This is a genomic window from Streptomyces sp. NPDC090021 (genome assembly GCF_044748225.1).
In the GTDB taxonomy this organism is placed as follows: Bacteria; Actinomycetota; Actinomycetes; order Streptomycetales; family Streptomycetaceae; genus Streptomyces.
Genome location: NZ_JBIVFO010000008.1, coordinates 148,838 through 165,776, shown reverse-complemented (window position 1 = coordinate 165,776; position 16,939 = coordinate 148,838). Strand labels below are relative to the sequence as shown.

At 71.8% G+C, this 16,939-nt stretch carries 16 protein-coding genes and 1 tRNA gene; 14 read left to right on the top strand and 3 right to left on the bottom strand.

Going from position 1 to position 16,939, the window contains the following annotated elements:
• Positions 1-80 precede the first annotated feature (80 nt).
• The 10 genes from moaC (at position 81) to ACIPXC_RS08545 (ending at position 7,486) form a co-directional block, all read left to right on the top strand.
• Positions 81-560 (top strand): cyclic pyranopterin monophosphate synthase MoaC, encoded by a 480-nt coding sequence (gene moaC, locus ACIPXC_RS08590; protein ID WP_030662516.1) that lies wholly within the window; start codon positions 81-83, stop codon positions 558-560.
• A 20-nt stretch (positions 561-580) separates the two neighbouring features.
• Positions 581-1,141, top strand: coding sequence for a molybdenum cofactor biosynthesis protein B (locus tag ACIPXC_RS08585; protein ID WP_401614979.1), 561 nt, complete (start codon positions 581-583; stop codon positions 1,139-1,141).
• Positions 1,142-1,158: 17 nt separating this feature from the next.
• Positions 1,159-1,767 (top strand): GNAT family N-acetyltransferase, encoded by a 609-nt coding sequence (locus tag ACIPXC_RS08580; protein WP_401614861.1) that lies wholly within the window; start codon positions 1,159-1,161, stop codon positions 1,765-1,767.
• 188 nt (positions 1,768-1,955) lie between these two features.
• Positions 1,956-2,993 (top strand): gephyrin-like molybdotransferase receptor GlpR, encoded by a 1,038-nt coding sequence (gene glpR / locus ACIPXC_RS08575; protein WP_401614858.1) that lies wholly within the window; start codon positions 1,956-1,958, stop codon positions 2,991-2,993.
• A 78-nt stretch (positions 2,994-3,071) separates the two neighbouring features.
• Positions 3,072-3,145: transfer RNA gene (locus tag ACIPXC_RS08570), tRNA-Ala, on the top strand.
• A 453-nt stretch (positions 3,146-3,598) separates the two neighbouring features.
• Entirely contained in the window at positions 3,599-4,072 is a 474-nt protein-coding gene (locus ACIPXC_RS08565) for a hypothetical protein (protein WP_401614855.1), read from the top strand.
• Between the two features lie 14 nt (positions 4,073-4,086).
• On the top strand, positions 4,087-5,511 hold the full coding sequence (locus tag ACIPXC_RS08560) for a hypothetical protein (protein WP_401614852.1): 1,425 nt from the start codon (positions 4,087-4,089) through the stop codon (positions 5,509-5,511).
• A gap of 146 nt (positions 5,512-5,657) precedes the next feature.
• Positions 5,658-6,044, top strand: a complete 387-nt coding sequence (locus tag ACIPXC_RS08555) for a hypothetical protein (protein WP_401614849.1) — start codon at positions 5,658-5,660, stop codon at positions 6,042-6,044.
• Positions 6,045-6,428: 384 nt separating this feature from the next.
• Positions 6,429-6,959, top strand: a complete 531-nt coding sequence (locus tag ACIPXC_RS08550) for a hypothetical protein (protein WP_401614846.1) — start codon at positions 6,429-6,431, stop codon at positions 6,957-6,959.
• Positions 6,960-7,099: 140 nt separating this feature from the next.
• Positions 7,100-7,486 (top strand): hypothetical protein, encoded by a 387-nt coding sequence (locus ACIPXC_RS08545; protein WP_401614844.1) that lies wholly within the window; start codon positions 7,100-7,102, stop codon positions 7,484-7,486.
• A 255-nt stretch (positions 7,487-7,741) separates the two neighbouring features.
• Here ACIPXC_RS08545 and ACIPXC_RS08540 read toward each other — a convergent pair whose 3' ends face one another.
• Positions 7,742-8,272: a GNAT family N-acetyltransferase gene (locus tag ACIPXC_RS08540; RefSeq protein ID WP_401614841.1), complete on the bottom strand. Its 531-nt coding sequence runs from the start codon at positions 8,270-8,272 to the stop codon at positions 7,742-7,744.
• Between the two features lie 38 nt (positions 8,273-8,310).
• Here ACIPXC_RS08540 and ACIPXC_RS08535 point away from each other — a divergent pair, with 38 nt between their 5' ends.
• On the top strand, positions 8,311-9,114 hold the full coding sequence (locus tag ACIPXC_RS08535; protein ID WP_401614838.1) for an exodeoxyribonuclease III: 804 nt from the start codon (positions 8,311-8,313) through the stop codon (positions 9,112-9,114).
• Here ACIPXC_RS08535 and ACIPXC_RS08530 read toward each other — a convergent pair.
• Positions 9,096-9,785, bottom strand: coding sequence for a MerR family transcriptional regulator (locus ACIPXC_RS08530; protein WP_401614835.1), 690 nt, complete (start codon positions 9,783-9,785; stop codon positions 9,096-9,098). The genes ACIPXC_RS08535 and ACIPXC_RS08530 overlap by 19 nt on opposite strands.
• Before the next feature lie 253 nt (positions 9,786-10,038).
• On the opposite strand from ACIPXC_RS08530, the gene ACIPXC_RS08525 reads away from it, so the two are divergent.
• Genes ACIPXC_RS08525 through ACIPXC_RS08515 form a run of 3 tightly spaced genes read left to right on the top strand, consistent with a single transcriptional unit; the run spans position 10,039 to position 13,468 of the window.
• Positions 10,039-11,664: a flavin-containing monooxygenase gene (locus ACIPXC_RS08525; protein WP_401614977.1), complete on the top strand. Its 1,626-nt coding sequence runs from the start codon at positions 10,039-10,041 to the stop codon at positions 11,662-11,664.
• Positions 11,661-12,587 carry an alpha/beta fold hydrolase gene (locus ACIPXC_RS08520; protein ID WP_401614833.1) on the top strand — a complete coding sequence of 309 codons (927 nt, stop codon included), beginning with the start codon at positions 11,661-11,663 and terminating at the stop codon, positions 12,585-12,587. Before ACIPXC_RS08525 ends, ACIPXC_RS08520 begins: the two co-directional genes overlap by 4 nt.
• Positions 12,584-13,468, top strand: coding sequence for an SDR family oxidoreductase (locus ACIPXC_RS08515; protein ID WP_401614830.1), 885 nt, complete (start codon positions 12,584-12,586; stop codon positions 13,466-13,468). Before ACIPXC_RS08520 ends, ACIPXC_RS08515 begins: the two co-directional genes overlap by 4 nt.
• 85 nt (positions 13,469-13,553) lie before the next feature.
• Here ACIPXC_RS08515 and ACIPXC_RS08510 read toward each other — a convergent pair whose 3' ends face one another.
• Positions 13,554-16,823: a S41 family peptidase gene (locus ACIPXC_RS08510; RefSeq protein ID WP_401614827.1), complete on the bottom strand. Its 3,270-nt coding sequence runs from the start codon at positions 16,821-16,823 to the stop codon at positions 13,554-13,556.
• Between the last annotated feature and the right edge of the window lie 116 nt (positions 16,824-16,939).

Below are 16,939 nucleotides of genomic sequence, written 5' to 3'. Positions count from 1 at the left end.
GCGCCCCTCCGGCGGCCTGTGCGGGTAGCGTGTGTCGCACCACACAGGCCCCCGGGGGCCCAGAGCGGAGCGGCACAGCAATGAGTACCGAGAGCAGGCTCACCCACATCGACGAGGCCGGTGCGGCCCGGATGGTCGACGTCTCCGCGAAGGACGTCACCACCCGGACGGCCCGCGCCAGTGGACGAGTACTCGTCTCCCCCCGGGTGATCGAGCTGCTGCGCGGCGAGGGAGTGCCCAAGGGCGACGCCCTCGCCACCGCGCGCATCGCCGGGATCATGGGGGCGAAGAAGACCCCGGACCTGATCCCGCTGTGCCACCCGCTGGCCGTCTCGGGCGTGAAGGTCGACCTGTCGGTCGCCGACGACGCCGTGGAGATCCTCGCCACCGTGAAGACGACCGACCGCACGGGCGTCGAGATGGAGGCGCTGACGGCCGTCGCGGTCGCCGGCCTCACCGTGATCGACATGGTGAAGGCGGTCGACAAGGGCGCCGTCATCACCGACGTCCGGGTGGAGGAGAAGACGGGCGGCAAGTCCGGCGACTGGGCGCGCTCGTGAACGCCCCGCGCGGCGGGGAGGTGCACAGCCACCACGAGGCGGCGGCGCCGGAGTCCGGTGCGGCCCCGGCCGGGTCCCTCGGCAGGGCGCTCGTCGTCACGGCGTCCAACCGGGCCTCGCAGGGCGTGTACGCGGACAAGGGCGGCCCGCTGCTGGCCGAGGCGCTGGAGAAGCTCGGCTTCACGGTGGACGGCCCCCGGGTGGTCCCGGACGGCGACCCCGTCGAGCAGGCGCTGCGCGAGGGCGTGGCCGCCGCCTACGACGTCGTCCTGACCACCGGCGGTACGGGCATCTCGCCGACCGACCGCACCCCGGACGCCACCGCGCGGGTGCTGGACTACGAGATCCCCGGCATCCCGCAGGCCATCCGCGCCGAGGGCCTCGCCAAGGTGCCGACCGCGGCCCTGTCCCGCGGCCTGGCGGGCGTCGCCGGGCGCACGCTGATCGTCAACCTGCCCGGTTCCACGGGCGGTGTGCGCGACGGCCTCGCGGTCCTGTCCCGCATCCTGCCGCACGCGGTGGACCAGATCCGCGGCGGCGACCACCCCAGACCGGCGGGACCCTCGGGGAGCGCGAGCTGAACGGCCCCACCTGGCCGGTGGTCCTGACCGACGGTGATGTCACGCTCCGGCCGATAAAACTGCGCGACCAGAAGGACTGGCGCGAGGTCAACCGGCGCAACCGCGACTGGCTGCGGCCGTGGGAGGCCACGATCCCGCCGCCCGCGCCGTGGGGGCCGGTGATCCAGCGGCCCACGTACCGCCAGATGGTCCGTCACCTGCGGGCGGAGGCGAACGCGGGCCGGATGCTGCCCTTCGTCATCGAGTACCAGGGCCGTCTGGTGGGCCAGCTGACGGTCGCCGGCATCACCTGGGGCTCGATGTGCGCGGGCCACGTCGGCTACTGGGTGGACCGCGACGTGGCCGGCCGCGGCGTCATGCCGACGGCGGTCGCGATGGCGGTCGACCACTGCTTCCGGAAGGTCGGGCTGCACCGGATCGAGGTGTGCATCCGGCCCGAGAACGGTCCCAGCCGGCGGGTCGTGGAGAAGCTCGGCCTGCGCGAGGAGGGACTGCGTCCCCGCTACCTCCACATCGACGGCGCCTGGCGCGACCACCTCGTCTACGCGATCACGGCGGAGGAGGTGCCGGAGGGGCTGCTGAACCGCTGGCACCGCTCGCGCCACTCGCCGTCCCCGCCGAAATAGGGATTGCCCGGCGGGTCCCGACCCTCGGCAATAAACGAATATACGTTCGAATTGATGCCCGGGGTAACCGATTCGCCCATAACCTGATCCGAAGAATCACAAAAAAAGTCCGTGATATCAGCGAGATCGCGCGACACACCGGCCCAATTGGCCGATCCCCTCGCCCGCGTCCCTCTACGGTGTGAGGTGTGAGCAGCAGCGGCCTCATCTACGCAGTCATTGTCGGGGCCTGGGCCGCCTACTTGGTGCCCATGTGGCTCCGGAGGCAGGACGAGCTGAACGAAGCCCGTCCGACGGAACGCTTCTCCACCGCCATTCGGCTGCTTTCCGGCCGGGCGGGAATGGAGCGCCGTTACGCCAAGGGGCTGCGTGAACGCGGTGACGAGGAGGCGGAGCCCCAGCCCCACGCGGACCCGGACGCCGCGACGGAGACGGTGAATTCCGTCGACGCCGACGCCCGGGCCCTCGGCGTGTCCCCGACCAGGGCGGAGCCGCGCGCGGCGGCCGCCGAGCGCGAGCAGCGAGCGGAGCGGGCCCGGCGCGAGCAACGCCTCCAGGTCCTCGCGCGCCGTCGGCGCACCACCGCACTCCTCTTCCTGGTCTTCACCGCAGGCGCCGTCGTCGCGGCCGTGGGCGGCCTGCACTACCTGTGGGCCCCCGCCGTCCCCGCGGTCCTGCTGAGCACGTACATCGCCCACCTGCGGGTCCAGGAGCGGCGGCGCTACGAGTTCACCATGGACCGGCGGCGGGCCGAGGCGGCCGCGCGCCGACTGCGCGAGGACCGCCCGCGCCGCCGCCACCCCGAGGAGGGCGCACCGGCGGCCGGCGAACCGGACCCTGCTCCACCGGTCTCCCCCCAGGAGGCCGGACGGCGCGCGCTGGTCGAGCAGACCGACCACGCCGAGTGGGTGGACCAGCAGCGCGAACGGGAACGAGGCCCCGCCCGCGGTGACAGCTGGGAGCCGGTCCCGGTCCCGCTGCCGACGTACGTGACGGCCCCGGTCGCCCCCCGGGCCACGGGCCCCGTGACCCCGGACGCCTGGAGCGCGACCCGCTCCAGCACGGCCGAGCCGACGGAACCCCGGCTGCGCGCCCAGCCCGCCGTCCCCGCCCCCGCCCCGGCCCCGGCCGAGGAGGACCCCCGCCCCCGCGGTCAGGGCCGCGGCCGCACCCCGCTGTTCGACCAGTACGAGAACGAGGACCGCCCGCGCGCCGCGAACGAGTGATCGGTGACCTGCGCGGACCGGCGCGGATACGCGTTTTGGAGCACCGGCGCAGGGGTGCTAATGTTTCACACGTCGCAAGGGCCTGTGGCGCAGTCTGGTAGCGCACCTCGTTCGCATCGAGGGGGTCTGGGGTTCAAATCCCCACAGGTCCACAGACGACAGTTCTTGAGTAGCTCTCAAGAATCGTCACGAGATCCCGTCCAGCCGAGAGGCTGGGCGGGATCTCGGCGTTTCCTGGGACTGTTCAAGACGGTGTCCGAACGGGTTCGGTGCCGGGAGCGGTTGCCTGGCGGTCGGCGGCCTGAGGTTTCGGGGTGGTCCGGGTACGTGGAGCGTTCCGGGAAGACCCAGTGGACTCGATCAGGCTCCACATCCGCGGCTCCGGTGGCACGCCTTCCAGCAATTCCGCGATCGAGTGCTCGGCACCTCGCAGTGATACCTCCCGATCGCAGCACCAGCCTTCGGACCAAGCTGCTGAAACCCGCTTGAGCCTTGAAAGTCTGCTCCTGCGCCGCCGGATGGCCACGGCGCGCCCCTGGGCCTGCACCAACTCCCCTTTCCTGTCTGTCGATCGGTCTGCCATAGGGGCATGGTCCAATGGCGTGATGGCATGGGATGAATGGGACAGCGCGAAGGCGGACGTGACCGCCGGGCGGCAGGCCTCGATGCGACTCAACCAACTGCCGGGCGGCCCAGGAGGCGGCGGACAGGACGACCTCGTCGTGAACCAGGACGACCTCGGCGGTGTCGGTCATGAGGCCTTCATGCTGCACGGCCAGTTGCAGAAGGAGGCTGACATCGCCGACGTCGGCGCCAACAAGGAGGGGGCGGGCTCCACGATGCAGGCAGCAGCAGCCCTGACGGGCAGCAACTTCGCCCTCGGGGGTGAGCTGCAGACGACGGTGTCCGTATGGACCTCGCAGGTCAAGAGTGTCCTTCAGGCCTGTGCGCACATATCGAACCACCTGGACTACTCGAAGAAGGCACACGCCGAGAACGACGCCGCGATCGCCGCGTCTCTCCGGAACCGGGACGGCTCGGCCGTGCCCGTTTCCCGCCTGACCGAGTACTTCAAGTAGGGGAGGAGCACTGCATGGACTACTCCGAGCTCATGGAAGTCGACCTCGGCAAACTGGAGACGGCGGTCGCCGACTGGAAGCGCGTGGCCGGGGAGATGCAGCGGCTCGGCGGCGAGGCTCGCGACGGTATGAAGGCGAAGGCTGACAAGGCACGGTGGGAGGGCGTCAACGCCGGTGTGACCCGGGACTTCGTCGGCAAGACGGTGAAGGAGTTCGCGGACCTCCACGCGGAGGCGCAGAGCATCTTCAGTGTCCTCGATGACGCGCACACCGAGCTGAAGCGCATCCAGCAGCAGGCCAGGAGTGTGACTGCCGACGCCAAGGAAGCGGGCTTCAGCGTCACCGGACGCAAGGACGGAAGCGTAGTGATCGCGGACGCCCTCGTCTGCGAGGTGGACGGGCCCGGCCAGAGAAAACGCGACATGATGCAGTGGTACGCCGACACACTGACCGGGATCGTGAGCCACGCCACCGAGGTGGACGCAGCTGCCGTACGGGCGCTGCGCGCGAGCCACGGCGGTGATCCGACCAACGCCGGCCACGCGTCGTACACGTCGCTCGACCAGGACATGCTGCCCCGCGCCCTGAAACTCGCCCATCTGGGAGAAGACGCCAACGACAAGCAGAGGGCGGAGCTGCGGCGGCTGTGGCAGTCCCTGAGTCCCGAGGCCCGGGCACAGCTGTGGACGCAGCACAAGGACGAGCTCTTGGGGGCAGGCCTGTTGGCCCCTTCGGTCAAGCGGGTGGCCGCTGACGACGGGGCCGGACCGTACGACGTCGATTCCCCGGGCTTCGGGGACTACTGGGAGGAGTTCCAGGCCAACGGGATCTCGAACAGTGGTGACTTCATCGGTATGACCGACGCAGCCAGGCACATGGACCACTATCTGCGCGGCACCGGCGCCACCGTCGACCTTGATGTCGACCGGATGCTGACCGATGACGGAGAGCTGCGAGATGTGGTGGCGAAGGCGCGCGCCGCCGAGCAGGATGAGTGGCGCCGCCAGGCGCTGGAAGCCTTTGAGAAGTCGGGCGGCAAGCCCGTCGCCATACCGGTGGAGTCCTTGGGCCAGTCCTATACCCACGAGGACCGCAACTGGTACCTGGCCGTGGGCAGCGCGATGTCGAACACGACGGGTGTAGTGACAGCCGTGCCCGGCCCGGATGGCAAGCCACAGGTAAACATCGACTACCAAGTGAACGTGTGGGACCGGTACAACTGGGACCCGGGCAAGGCCACCCCCATCGGCCCGACCACGGTGACCGACGCCGACATGGCCCGGATGCACACCACGGGGCTTGCGAGGGAGTTCGATATGAGGGGCAGCAGTTCGGTGCAGCAGCATGATCTGGGCTCGGGCGGTAGCTGGCCCGCCCCCCAGGAACCCGGCCGTGACGGGACTCGTACGGACATCGGCCGTAACGGGGACGCCCGGTGAGCTCGACGCAAGTACGGACTCGTCGCCCGCTGACCGTCGCCGGGGTGGTATTGCTCGCTGGTCTGATGGCTGGATGCATGGGGTCGGCGGCCGAACAGGGCGGTCGGAACGTGAGCCCCTCACCGGGGCGGCAGGTGCCGTACTGGATGGACGGGGTCACCGTGGAGTCGGTCGCCAGGACGTTGCAGGTGCAGATGCCCTCGACAGCGACCGAGGCCAAGGCTGCCTACCAGAAGGGCTTCCAGGACGACGGCCTGATTTTGTCCTTCGTACTGCCCACTGACGCGGTGGACGGGTTCCTTACACAGCTGAAGCCGGAGCGGCCTCTGCGTCTACGGGAACAGCCATTCGTGGGGGAGGGGAAGACGACGACGCCATTCTCACACCTGGGTTTGCCGGAGCCGGACTCGCTTGCCGGCGTCCGCGAAGGGGTGGTGTGCGCACCCTGCAAGGGTGACCTGAACGCACTGGAGGTCTCCGTGGCACGGGTCGATGACGACAGCAGCCGCGTGTACCTGAGCGGCGTCGACTGAGGAGCGGCGAATGGTGGGCTGTCGACGCGGAAGCGCCGAGGGGTCTCGGGCTCCGCGCCCGCTGGCAGCTCGCGCTGTTGAGCGGTAGCTGGGAAACAATCACCTCGGCGCTGGGAAGCGATCTTCAAGGCGGCCTGCTTCGGCTGGTCAGGGCTACTCGTGAACACCACACAGACGACAGTTCTTGAGTAGCTCTCAGGAATCTTCACGAGATCCCGTTCCGCCGCAAGGCGGGGCGGGATCTCGGCGTTTGTGGAGCGTGTTCGAGGTGGTGTCCGAACTCGGGCGGAGCCTCGGGCGGCTGTCCGGCATGCGAGATCCCCGTCGGCCGTGGTGCCGTGGTCTGTGCCCAGGTGAAGAGCACTCGACCTCGATGTCGACAGGATGCTGAGCGACGAGGGCGACACGGTCCTGCGTGACGTGTCGGCGGTGACGCGCGCCAAGCAGGAGGACGAATGGCGCCGCCAGGCGCTGGACGCCTTCGCGCAGTCGGGCGGCAAGCCCGTCGCGATCCCCGTGGAGACGGCGGGGCAGGGTTACACCCACGACAAGGGGCCGGACGGCACAGCGAACTGGTACTTGGCCGTGGGCAGCGCCATGACCAACACGACAGGTGTGGTGACGGCGGTGCCGGGCCCGGATGGCAAGCCGCAGGTCGGCATCGACTATCAGGTCAATGTGTGGGACCGGTACAACTGGGACCCCGGGAAGGCCACGCCTATCGGTCCGACCACGGTGACCGACGCCGACATGGCCCGAATGCACACGACGGGACAGGCCAGGGAATTCGATATGAGGGGGAGCAGTTCGGTGCTGCAGTACGACATGAGTTCGGGCGCCGCCTGGCCCGTTCCGAAGGAACCGGGACGGGACGGCACACGTACCGACATTGGCCGTAACGGGGACGCCCGATGAGCTTGGAGCCCCGAAGCAGGTGGCGTCCGGCGCTGGTCGGCGGGGTGGCCATGCTCACGGGGCTGGTGGCCGGCTGCTCGGGGACGACGGGGAACGGGCCCCGGGCGGCAGACCGCTCATCGGGGCAAGTGTCGCACTGGGTGGACGGGGCCACCGTGGAGTCGGTAGCCAAGACGTTGCATGTGCGGTTGCCTGCCGCGGCAACCGAGGCGAAGGCGGCGCACTTGGCGGGGCTGCAGGACGACGGCCTGATCATGGCGTTCGTCCTCCCCACGGACGAGGTGGACGAGTTCGTCGCACAGCTGAAGCCGGAGCAACCGCTCAGCCTGCGCGAACAGCCACTCGCCCGCAACACGAACCGGTCGACGCCGTTCTCGCACCTCGGGTTGCCGGAGCCCGATCTACTGGCGGCGGTCCGCGAAGGTCAGGTATGCGCGCCGTGCGAGGACAACCTCAACTGGCTGAAGGTGGCGGTGGCGCAGGTCGACGACCGCACCAGCCGGGTCTATCTCAGCGGCGTCGACTGAGCACCGAAGGGTGAGCGCCTGTCACGCCCGGCCCCGAGTGAATGAACACGCTGCCGAGCCTGCCCGTCCTGACTCCACTTCGGAGCCGTGGCTGCGGGAGACCGGGTCGGGGTACGGGGCGCTGCGGCACGCCGCCAGTCCCTTCGGGGAGTGGGCCGCCGGGCCGTCCCGGTGGGGGACGGATCGGGCCGTCTGGCTCCCGCGGTAGCGCGGCCGCCGCGCCGTCGCCGGGGGCGCCGCCCCGGGCCCCGCGCCTCAGACGGCGGCGGGGCTGGAGGGGCTGGAGGGGCTCGCGGGCCGGAGGGGTTTGGCCATGCAGCGGCTGGAGTCGTGGAAGCGGTAGAAGCCGAACTTCGGAGTCGGGGCGTAGCCCTCGGAGAGGTAGAGGGCGATCGCCTCCGGCTGCCGGTCGCCCGTTTCGAGGACCATCCGCAGGCGGCCCGCCGCGCGGGCGTCCGTCTCCAGCGTGGCCAGGATGCGGCGGGCCAGGCCCAGGCCGCGGGCCTCCGGGACGACGTACATCCGCTTGAGTTCGGCGTCGCCGTCCGAGTAGCCCTCGTCGTTGCGTTCCTGGCTGCGCCAGCCGCCGGTCGCCACCGGGGCGCCGGAGGTGTCGTACGCCACTATGTACAGCCCCTGCGGCGGCGCGAACATCGCCGGGTCCAGGAAGGTCGCGTCGCCCTCGCCCTGGTACCGCTCCTGGTATTCGAGCTGGACCTGGTCGTTGAGTTTCACCGCGTCCGGGTGGTCGTACGGCACGGTGCGGAGCTCGATCCCATGAGACATCCGGACATCGTACGGAACCCTCCCGCTATGGTGCTGGGATGCTCACTGTGACCTCCGTGAATGTGAATGGGATCCGGGCCGCCGCCAAGAAGGGCTTCGGGGCGTGGCTCGCGGGATCCGACGCCGACGTGGTGTGCCTGCAGGAGGTACGGGCCGAGGAGGGGCAGATCCCGGAGGAGGTGCGCTCTCCCGAGGGCTGGCACACCGTCTTCGCGCCGGCCGCCGTGAAGGGCCGGGCCGGGGTCGCGCTCTACACGCGGCGCGCGCCGGAGCGGGTGCAGGTCGGCTTCGGAAGTGAGGAATTCGACACCTCCGGGCGGTACCTGGAGATCGACCTGCCCGGTGTGACCGTGGCCAGCCTCTACCTGCCCTCCGGCGAGGCGGGTACGGCGAAGCAGGACGAGAAGTACCGGTTCATGCGGGAGTTCCTGGCCTACCTGACCGTACTGAAGGAGAAGGCCGCCGCCGACGGGCGTGAGGTCGTGGTCTGCGGTGACTGGAACATCTGTCACCGGGAGGCCGACCTCAAGAACTGGAAGACCAACCGCAAGAGCGCCGGGTTCCTCCCCGAGGAGCGTGAGTGGCTGGGGAAGGTCTACGCCGAGGCCGGCTACGCCGACGTGGTGCGCGAGCTGCACCCCGACACGGAGGGGCCGTACTCCTGGTGGTCCTACCGCGGCCGTGCCTTCGACAACGACGCCGGCTGGCGGATCGACCTGCAGGTGGCGACCCCGGGGCTGGCCGCGAAGGCCGTGAAGGCCTTCGTCGAGCGGGCCGAGACGCACCCCGAGCGCTGGTCCGACCACGCGCCCGTGACCGTCGTCTACGAGCTCGGCGTCTGACCCTGCGCGGACGCCGACAGGCGGTCCATCGCCATCGTCAGCTCGGCCTCGACGACGCTCTTGGCGAGCGGGCGCAGCCGCGTGAGCGCGTCGGGCGAGATGTGCTGCGAGATCAGCTCGGTGAACAGCAGCGCCATCGCGTCCGCGTGCTCGCGGACGCGGCGGCCCGTCTCCAGGACCTCGGCGAGCGGCACCCCCTCGCGGACCAGCGCGGAGGAGACGTCCAGCAGGCGGCGGCTGACGTGCACGATCGTGTCGCCGTCGACGGCGAGGTAGCCCAGGTCGAGGGAGGCCGCCAGGTTCTCGGGGGTGACCTCGCCCTCGAAGTAGTCGGCCAGTTCCTCCGGGGTGAGCCGGACCGGGGTCTCCTCGGACCAGCCGATGCCGAGCAGCTCACCCAGCTGGCCGACGTCGCGGCCCTTCTCGAAGGCGGCGGTCAGCTCGGCGATGCCGCCGAGGGTGTGGCCGCGTTCGAGCAGGGCGGCGATGGTGCGCAGGCGGGCCAGGTGGTGCTCGTCGTACCAGGCGATGCGGCCCTCGCGGCGGGGCGGCGGGAGCAGTTTGCGCTCCCGGTAGAAGCGCAGGGTGCGCACGGGTATGCCGGCCGCCTCGGCCAGCTCCTCGGTGCGGTACTCGCGTCCCGGCTTCGCCTGTGTCTCTTCCTTCGCCACAGATGCAGCCTAGGGGAGCCCAGGGGGTGTCCTGCCGATCACGCCGGGCTCGCTGGGCCGGGCGTGATCGCCACAGCGGCCCCTGGGGCGTACCGGGAGTAACTTTCCGGGTCCGCCCCCTACCCATGAGTACTGGGCTGCTCTACCCTCCCGATTGTGCCAGTGATTGCTGGCAGTGTTTCGATGGTGTGGTGCGTTGCGGCGTTGCGTGGCTGGAACTGCGGATGAGCGGAAGGCGGCGGGCATGGGCGGCATGGGCGGGCGCGAGGGGCGCGAGCACGTACGAGTGGCGGTGATCGGGTCCGGGTTCGGCGGGCTCGGGGCGGCCGTACGGCTGCGGCGCGAGGGGATCACGGACTTCGTCGTCCTGGAACGGGCCGACTCCGTCGGCGGCACCTGGCGGGACAACAGCTATCCCGGATGCGCGTGCGACGTCCCCTCGCACCTGTACTCCTTCTCCTTCGCACCGAATCCGGACTGGCCCAGGACCTTCTCCGGACAGCCCGCGATCCGGGAGTACCTGGAGCACGTGGCGGACACCTTCGGGCTGCGCCGGCACATCCGGCTCGACTCCGAGGTCCTGATGATGCGCTGGGACGCCGACGAACTGCGCTGGGAGATCGAGACCTCCCGGGGCGAGCTGACCGCCGACGTCGTGGTCTCGGCGACCGGGCCGCTGTCCGAGCCGAAGCTGCCGGAGGTGCCGGGACTCGCCGGGTTCCCCGGCAAGGTCTTCCACTCCGCGCGCTGGGACCACGACTACGACCTCGCCGGCCGGCGCGTCGCCGTGATCGGTACAGGGGCCTCCGCGATCCAGATCGTGCCGGCCATCGCCCCCGACGTGGAGCGCCTGACGCTCTTCCAGCGGACCCCGCCGTGGGTGATGCCGCGCACCGACCGGGCGATCTCGGCGGTGGAGCGCTGGCTGCACCGGCAGCTGCCCTTCACCCGCGCCGCCCGCCGGGGGCTGCTGTGGGGCATCCGCGAACTCCAGGTCAGCGCCTTCACCAAGCGGCCGAACCAGCTCGGACTGATCGAGGCGCTCGCGAAGGCCAACATGGCCCGGTCGATCAAGGACCCGGAGCTGCGCGCCAAGCTGACCCCCTCCTACCGGATCGGCTGCAAGCGGATCCTGCTCTCCAGCGAGTACTACCCGGCGCTGGCACGGCCCAATGTCGACCTGGTCGCCTCCGGACTGAAGGAGATCCGGGGCTCGGTCCTGGTCGCGGCCGACGGAACCGAGACCGAGGTCGACGCGATCGTCTTCGGTACGGGCTTCCACGTCACGGACCTGCCGATCGCCGACCGCGTGGTGGGCGTGGAGGGCAGGACCCTCGCCGACCAGTGGAAGGACGGGATGCAGTCGCTGCGCGGTGCGACCGCGGCCGGCTTCCCCAACTGGATGACGATCATCGGCCCGAACACCGGTCTCGGGAACAGCTCGATGATCCTCATGATCGAGTCGCAGCTGAACTACATGGCCGACTACCTGCGGCAGCTGGGCATGCTGGGCGGGAAGGTCGCGCTCGCCGCGCGCCCCTCCGCCGTGAACCGGTGGAACCGGCAGGTGCAGGCCCGGATGGAGCGGACGGTCTGGAACACCGGCGGCTGCACCAGCTGGTACCTGGACGCGAACGGCCGCAACACGACGGTCTGGCCGGGCACGACCGGTGAGTTCCGCCGCGAGACGCGCAGCGTCGACCTGGGGGAGTACGAGGTCGTACGCGCCCGGGACCGCGAGCGGCTGCCGGCGGTCGTCGCGGCGGCCACCGCCGCGGCGCCGTCGCCCGGGGCACTGCCCCCGGAGCCCCGCGCCGGGGACGCCGGCGGGGCCGGCTCCGCGACCGCCGGGGCCGACGCCGCCGAGGGCGCCGCGTGAGCCGCCCGGCGCACGTGACCTCCGGCCCCTACGCCCCGCCCGCCCCGCGGCGCGAACTCGTCGCCGTCTCCGCCGACGGGTCCCGCCTGCACGTCGAGGTGCACGGGGAGGAGGGGGCGCCGGCCGTGGTGCTGGCCCACGGCTGGACCTGCTCCACGGCGTTCTGGGCCGCGCAGATCCGGGCCCTGTCCGCCGGCCACCGGGTCGTCGCCTACGACCAGCGCGGACACGGGCGCAGCCCCGCCGCCCGGGAGCACAGCACCACCGCACTCGCCGACGACCTCGTGGCGGTGCTCGGCGCCACCCTCGCCCCGGGGGAGCGCGCGGTCGTCGCAGGGCACTCCATGGGCGGCATGACGATCATGGCGGCCGCCGCCCGGCCCGAGTTCACCGAGCACGCCGCCGCCGCGCTGCTGTGCAGCACCGGCAGCTCCGCCCTGGTCGAGCGGGCCACCGTGCTGCCGGGGCGCGCCGGGCGCGCCCGGACCCGGGTCACCGGCGCGGTCCTCGGATCGCGCGCCCCGCTCGGGCCGGTCACGCCCGTCGCCCGGAAGATCCTCAAGTACGCCACCATGGGCCCCGGTTCCGCGCCCGACCGGGTCGAGGCGTGCGCCCGTATCGTGCACGCCTGCCCCACCGGGGTGCGGCACGCCTGGTCCCGGGTGCTGGCCGGGCTGGACCTGGACGCGGACGTGGCGCGGCTGACCGTCCCCACCGCCGTGCTCGGCGGCACCGCCGACCGGCTCACCCCGGTCGTCCACGCCCGCGGGCTCGCCGAGGCGCTGCCGAACTGCGTGGGCCTCACCGAGCTCACCGGCGTGGGGCACATGACCCCTGTCGAGGCTCCCGAAGCCGTCACCCGTGCTGTGGGCGAGCTGATCGCGCGCCATCTCGTCACCACCGAGAAGGAGAAGACACCGTGAGTGCTCGCAGGAGTCTGGAAGGCCGGGTCGCCGTCGTCACCGGGGCCGCCCGCGGGGTCGGCGAGCTGCTCGCCCGCAAGCTGTCGGCCCGCGGCGCGCGGATCGCCCTCGTCGGCCTGGAGCCGGAGGCCCTCAAGGAGGTCTCCGAGCGCCTGCACACCGACAGCGAGCACTGGTATGCCGACGTCACCGACCACGAGGCCATGGCGCGCGTCGCCCAGGAGGTCGCGGAGCGCTTCGGGAAGGTCGACATCGTCGTCGCCAACGCGGGGGTCGCGGCGGGCGGGCCGTTCGCCCACTCCGACCCCGACGCCTGGCGCCGGGTGATCGAGGTGAACCTGATCGGCGGGGCCGTCACCGCCCGGGCCTTCCTGCCCGCGTTGACGGAGAGCCGCGGCTACTTCCTCCAGATCGCCTCGCTCGCCGCCATCACCCCGGCGCCGATGATGACCGCCTACTGCGCCTCCAAGTCCGGCGTCGAGGCCTTCGCCCACTGCCTGCGCGCCGAGGTCGCCCACAAGGGCGTGGGCGTCGGGGTCGGCTACCTCTCGTGGACGGACACGGACATGGTGCGCGGCGCCGACCAGGACGAGGTCATGCGGGAGCTGCGGCAGCGGCTGCCCTGGCCGGCGAACCGTACCTACCCGCTGGGGCCCGCCGTCGACCGGATCGTCGCGGGCATCGAGCGGCGCTCGCCGCACGTGTACGCGCAGTGGTGGCTGCGCGGGATGCAGGGGGTGCGCGGCTACCTGCCCGGGATCATCGCGACCGTCGGGCAGCGCGACGTGAAGCGCTTCGAGCCCCGGCTGGCCGGTGTCTCCCGGGGCCTGGTCGGGGCGGGCGGCGCCGCGGACGAGCAGGAACGCACCCGGAGCCACTGACCGGGGCGCGGGCTGCGTCCGCCACCCATGAGGCCCGCAGGGGGCGCGGCCGTGACCGGCGGCCGCGCCCCCTTCCGGCCGCCGGTCACGGCCTGGGCGGCAGCTTCGGACGGCGCCGGTCCGGTACGTCCGTGTAGCCGGGCGGCATCGCGGCCGGGTCCTGTTCGAGCAGTTCCAGCGCCAGGTGGACGGCGTCGTCCATCCCGGCGTGCCGGCCCTCCGCCCAGTCGAGCGGGGTGCGCAGGATCTCGAAGTCCGGTTCCACGCCGTGGTTCTCCACCGACCAGCCGTACTCCGGGAACCAGGCGGCGTTCATCGGCACCGTGATCACCGTGCCGTCGCCGAGGGTGTGCCGGCCGGTCATGCCGACCACCCCGCCCCAGGTGCGCTGGCCCACCACCGGCCCCAGTCCCAGCAGTTTGAAGGCGGCCGTGATCATGTCGCCGTCCGAGGAGGTCGCCTCGTCGGCCAGCGCCACGATCGGGCCGCGGGGCGCGTTGGAGGCGTAGCTGACGGGCTGGGCGTCGCGCGTCAGGTCCCAGCCGAGGATGGAACGGGTGAGCTTCTCCACCACCAGCTCGCTGATGTGGCCGCCCGCGTTGCCGCGCACGTCCACGATCAGCGCGGGCCGGGACATCTCCAGGCGCAGGTCCCGGTTGAACTGCGCCCAGCCCGAGCCGCCCATGTCGGGGATGTGGAGGTAGCCGCACCGGCCGCCGCTGAGCTCGCGGACCACCTGGCGCCGCTTGGACACCCAGTCCTGGTAGCGCAGTGGCCGTTCGTCGATCAGCGGGACGACGGCGACCCGGCGGGAGCGGGCCGAGCCCTCCTCCGGCCGGAAGGTCAGCTCGACGGTGGTGCCGCCCGCCCCCGCCAGCAGCGGGTAGGGGCCGGCGACCGGGTCCACGGGCCGGCCGTCCACGTGGGTGAGCACCGCGCCCTCCCTGATGCCGGTTCCGGCCAGCGGGGAGCGGGCCTTGGAGTCGGAGGACTCGCCGGGCAGGATCTTGGCCACCACCCATGTCCCGTCCCGGGGGACCAGGTTGGCGCCGAGCAGGCCGATGGCCCGCTGGTAGTGCGGGGGGCCCTCGTTGCGGCGGGCGGGGGAGACGTAGGCGTGCGAGGTGCCGAGCTCGCCGAGCACCTCGCGCAGCAGGTCGGCGAACTCGTCGGGGGAGGCGACCCGTTCGACCAGGGGACGGTACTGGCGCAGTACGCCGTCCCAGTCGATGCCGCACATGTTCGGCTCCCAGAAGTAGGCGCGGATGATCCGCCCGGCCTCCTCGAAGGCCTGGCGCCACTCGGCCGCCGGGTCCACCTCGTGCAGGATGCGCCGCAGGTCCAGGTAGACCGTCGAGTCGCCGTCGCCCGACTCGGTCGCGGGGACCGCGCGCAGGTCACCGTCGTCGTTGACCACGAGCCGGGTGCCGTCGCCGCTGACCGCGAACCAGTCCAGCCCCGAGGCCAGTTCGCTCTTGCGGGCCTTGGTCAGGTCGAAGTGCTCCAGCGTGGGCTTGCCGCTGATGTCGTTGGGGTTGGCGTAGGTCTCGCCGAGCGCGCCCGAGATCGGCCAGCGCAGCCAGACCAGCCCGCCGCCGTGCACCGGGTACAGGGCCGAGTACTTGGATGCGGTCACCGGGAACGGGGTGACCCGGCTCTCCAGACCCTCCACCTCCACGGTCACGGCGCCGCCCTCGCCCGAGTTCTCCGATTCGCCCTCGCCCGGGTCCAGTCCGCCCGCCGCGGGCCTGCCCTCGGCCGAGAGCGCGAAGGGGGAGGGGGTCGCGGAGGACAGCGGCACCAGGTACGGGCGGCAGCCCAGCGGGAAGGAGAGGTCGCCGGTGTGCACGTCGTAGACCGGGTCGAAACCGCGCCAGGACAGGAAGGCCAGGTAGCGCCCGTCCCGGGTGAAGACCGGATTCTCGTCGGCGAAGCGGCCGTTGGTGACGTCGACGACGGTGCGTGCGCCGGGGCCGGAGAGGCGGACCATCTTGATCTGCCGCAGCGAGCGCCCGATGCCCGGGTGGGACCAGGTCAGCCAGTCCCCGTCGGGGGAGAAGGCCAGGTCGGTGACGGGGCCGTTGATGGACCGGATCAGCTCGGTGACCTCGCCGTCGGACTCCTCCGTCGCGTCGACGAGCAGCAGCCGGCCGTCGTTCGAGGCGACGGCCAGGCGCTCCCCTTCGGGGTCCGCGAGCAGTTCGGTCACGCGTCCCAGTGCGCCCGACGCCAGTCGGCGCGGCTCCCGGTCCCCCGAGGCCCGGGGCAGGTAGGCGATCTCGATCGCGTCCTCGCCCTCGGCGTCGGTGACGTAGGCGACCTGTCCGCCGCTGCCGAGCATCTCCGGCAGCCGCACCCGCACGCCCGGGGTGTCGGCGATGGTCCGGGCCGGTCCGTCGCGGTGGGTCAGCCAGTACAGGCTGCCGCGCACCACGACCGCGCTGGCCCGCCCGGTGGCGTCCACCGAGAGGGAGTCGACGTGGCTGGCGGCCGGTACCTGGTAGGTGCGCCGGCCCGCGCGCGGGCCGCCGAGGCGGACCTGGAGCTTGCGCGGGGCGGCGTCGGGGGCCAGGGAGTCGACGAGCCAGAGGTCCCCGGCGCACTGGTAGACGACCCGGGAGCCGTCGCTGGAGGCGTGCCGGGCGTAGAACTCGTCGTGGTCGGTGTGGCGGCGCAGGTCGGTGCCGTCGGGCAGGCAGGAGTAGAGGTTGCCGATGCCCTCGTGGTCGGAGAGGAAGGCGATCCGGCCGCCCACGAACATCGCCGCGTCCAGGTGTCCTTCGAGGCCTTCCAGGAGCTGGCGTCCGTGCAGCCAGAGCCGGCCCATGGCGCCGCCCCGGTAGCGCTTCCAGGCGGCGGGCTCGTGCGGCGGTTTGCCGGTGAGCAGCAGGCTGCGGTGCTCGCCGTCGATGTCGGCGACCTGGATGTCGGAGACGGGGCCCCAGGGCAGGCGCCCGCCGGGGCTGCCGTCGGCGGGCAGTTTGTAGGCCCAGGAGAAGTAGGAGAACGGCTGTTCGTGCGAGGAGACGGCGAGGACGTTGCCGTCGGGGTCCCAGCCGCAGACGCGGGTGTCGGTGGCGCCCCAGTGGGTCAGCTGCCGGGCGGGCCCGCCGTCGACGGGCGCCAGGTGGATCTCGGGGTCGAGGCTGCGCCAGGTGGTGAAGGCGATGTGCCGGCCGTCGGGGGAGAAGCGGGGGTGGCCGACCCGGGTCCGGTCGACGGTGACCCGCCAGGCGCGTCCCGGGGTGTGGCCGTCGGGGACCAGCGGGGCGACCCAGAGGTCGTCCTCGGTGGCGAAGCACAGGAGGTCGTCGTGCAGGTGCGGGAACCGGAGGTACGCGACGTCGTGACTCACCCCCCAATGCTTTCCGCGCGGAGGGGGTGCGGCAACTCGTACTGGTGATCCACGCCACCCCCTCAAGCGAAACGGAACGGTTTCGTTTCGCTGCGAGGAGGGGTATCGTCTTAAGC

Excerpts from the sequence above, each read along its gene's own strand:
- ACIPXC_RS08540 (WP_401614841.1), bottom strand. The coding sequence starts at position 8,272 with ATGTCTCATGGGATCGAGCTCCGCACCGTGCCGTACGACCACCCGGAC.
- moaC (WP_030662516.1), top strand. The coding sequence starts at position 81 with ATGAGTACCGAGAGCAGGCTCACCCACATCGACGAGGCCGGTGCGGCC.
- ACIPXC_RS08550 (WP_401614846.1), top strand. The coding sequence starts at position 6,429 with ATGCTGAGCGACGAGGGCGACACGGTCCTGCGTGACGTGTCGGCGGTG.
- ACIPXC_RS08560 (WP_401614852.1), top strand. The coding sequence starts at position 4,087 with ATGGACTACTCCGAGCTCATGGAAGTCGACCTCGGCAAACTGGAGACG.
- ACIPXC_RS08555 (WP_401614849.1), top strand. The coding sequence starts at position 5,658 with ATGGACGGGGTCACCGTGGAGTCGGTCGCCAGGACGTTGCAGGTGCAG.
- ACIPXC_RS08565 (WP_401614855.1), top strand. The coding sequence starts at position 3,599 with ATGGCATGGGATGAATGGGACAGCGCGAAGGCGGACGTGACCGCCGGG.
- ACIPXC_RS08525 (WP_401614977.1), top strand. The coding sequence starts at position 10,039 with ATGGGCGGGCGCGAGGGGCGCGAGCACGTACGAGTGGCGGTGATCGGG.
- ACIPXC_RS08535 (WP_401614838.1), top strand. The coding sequence starts at position 8,311 with ATGCTCACTGTGACCTCCGTGAATGTGAATGGGATCCGGGCCGCCGCC.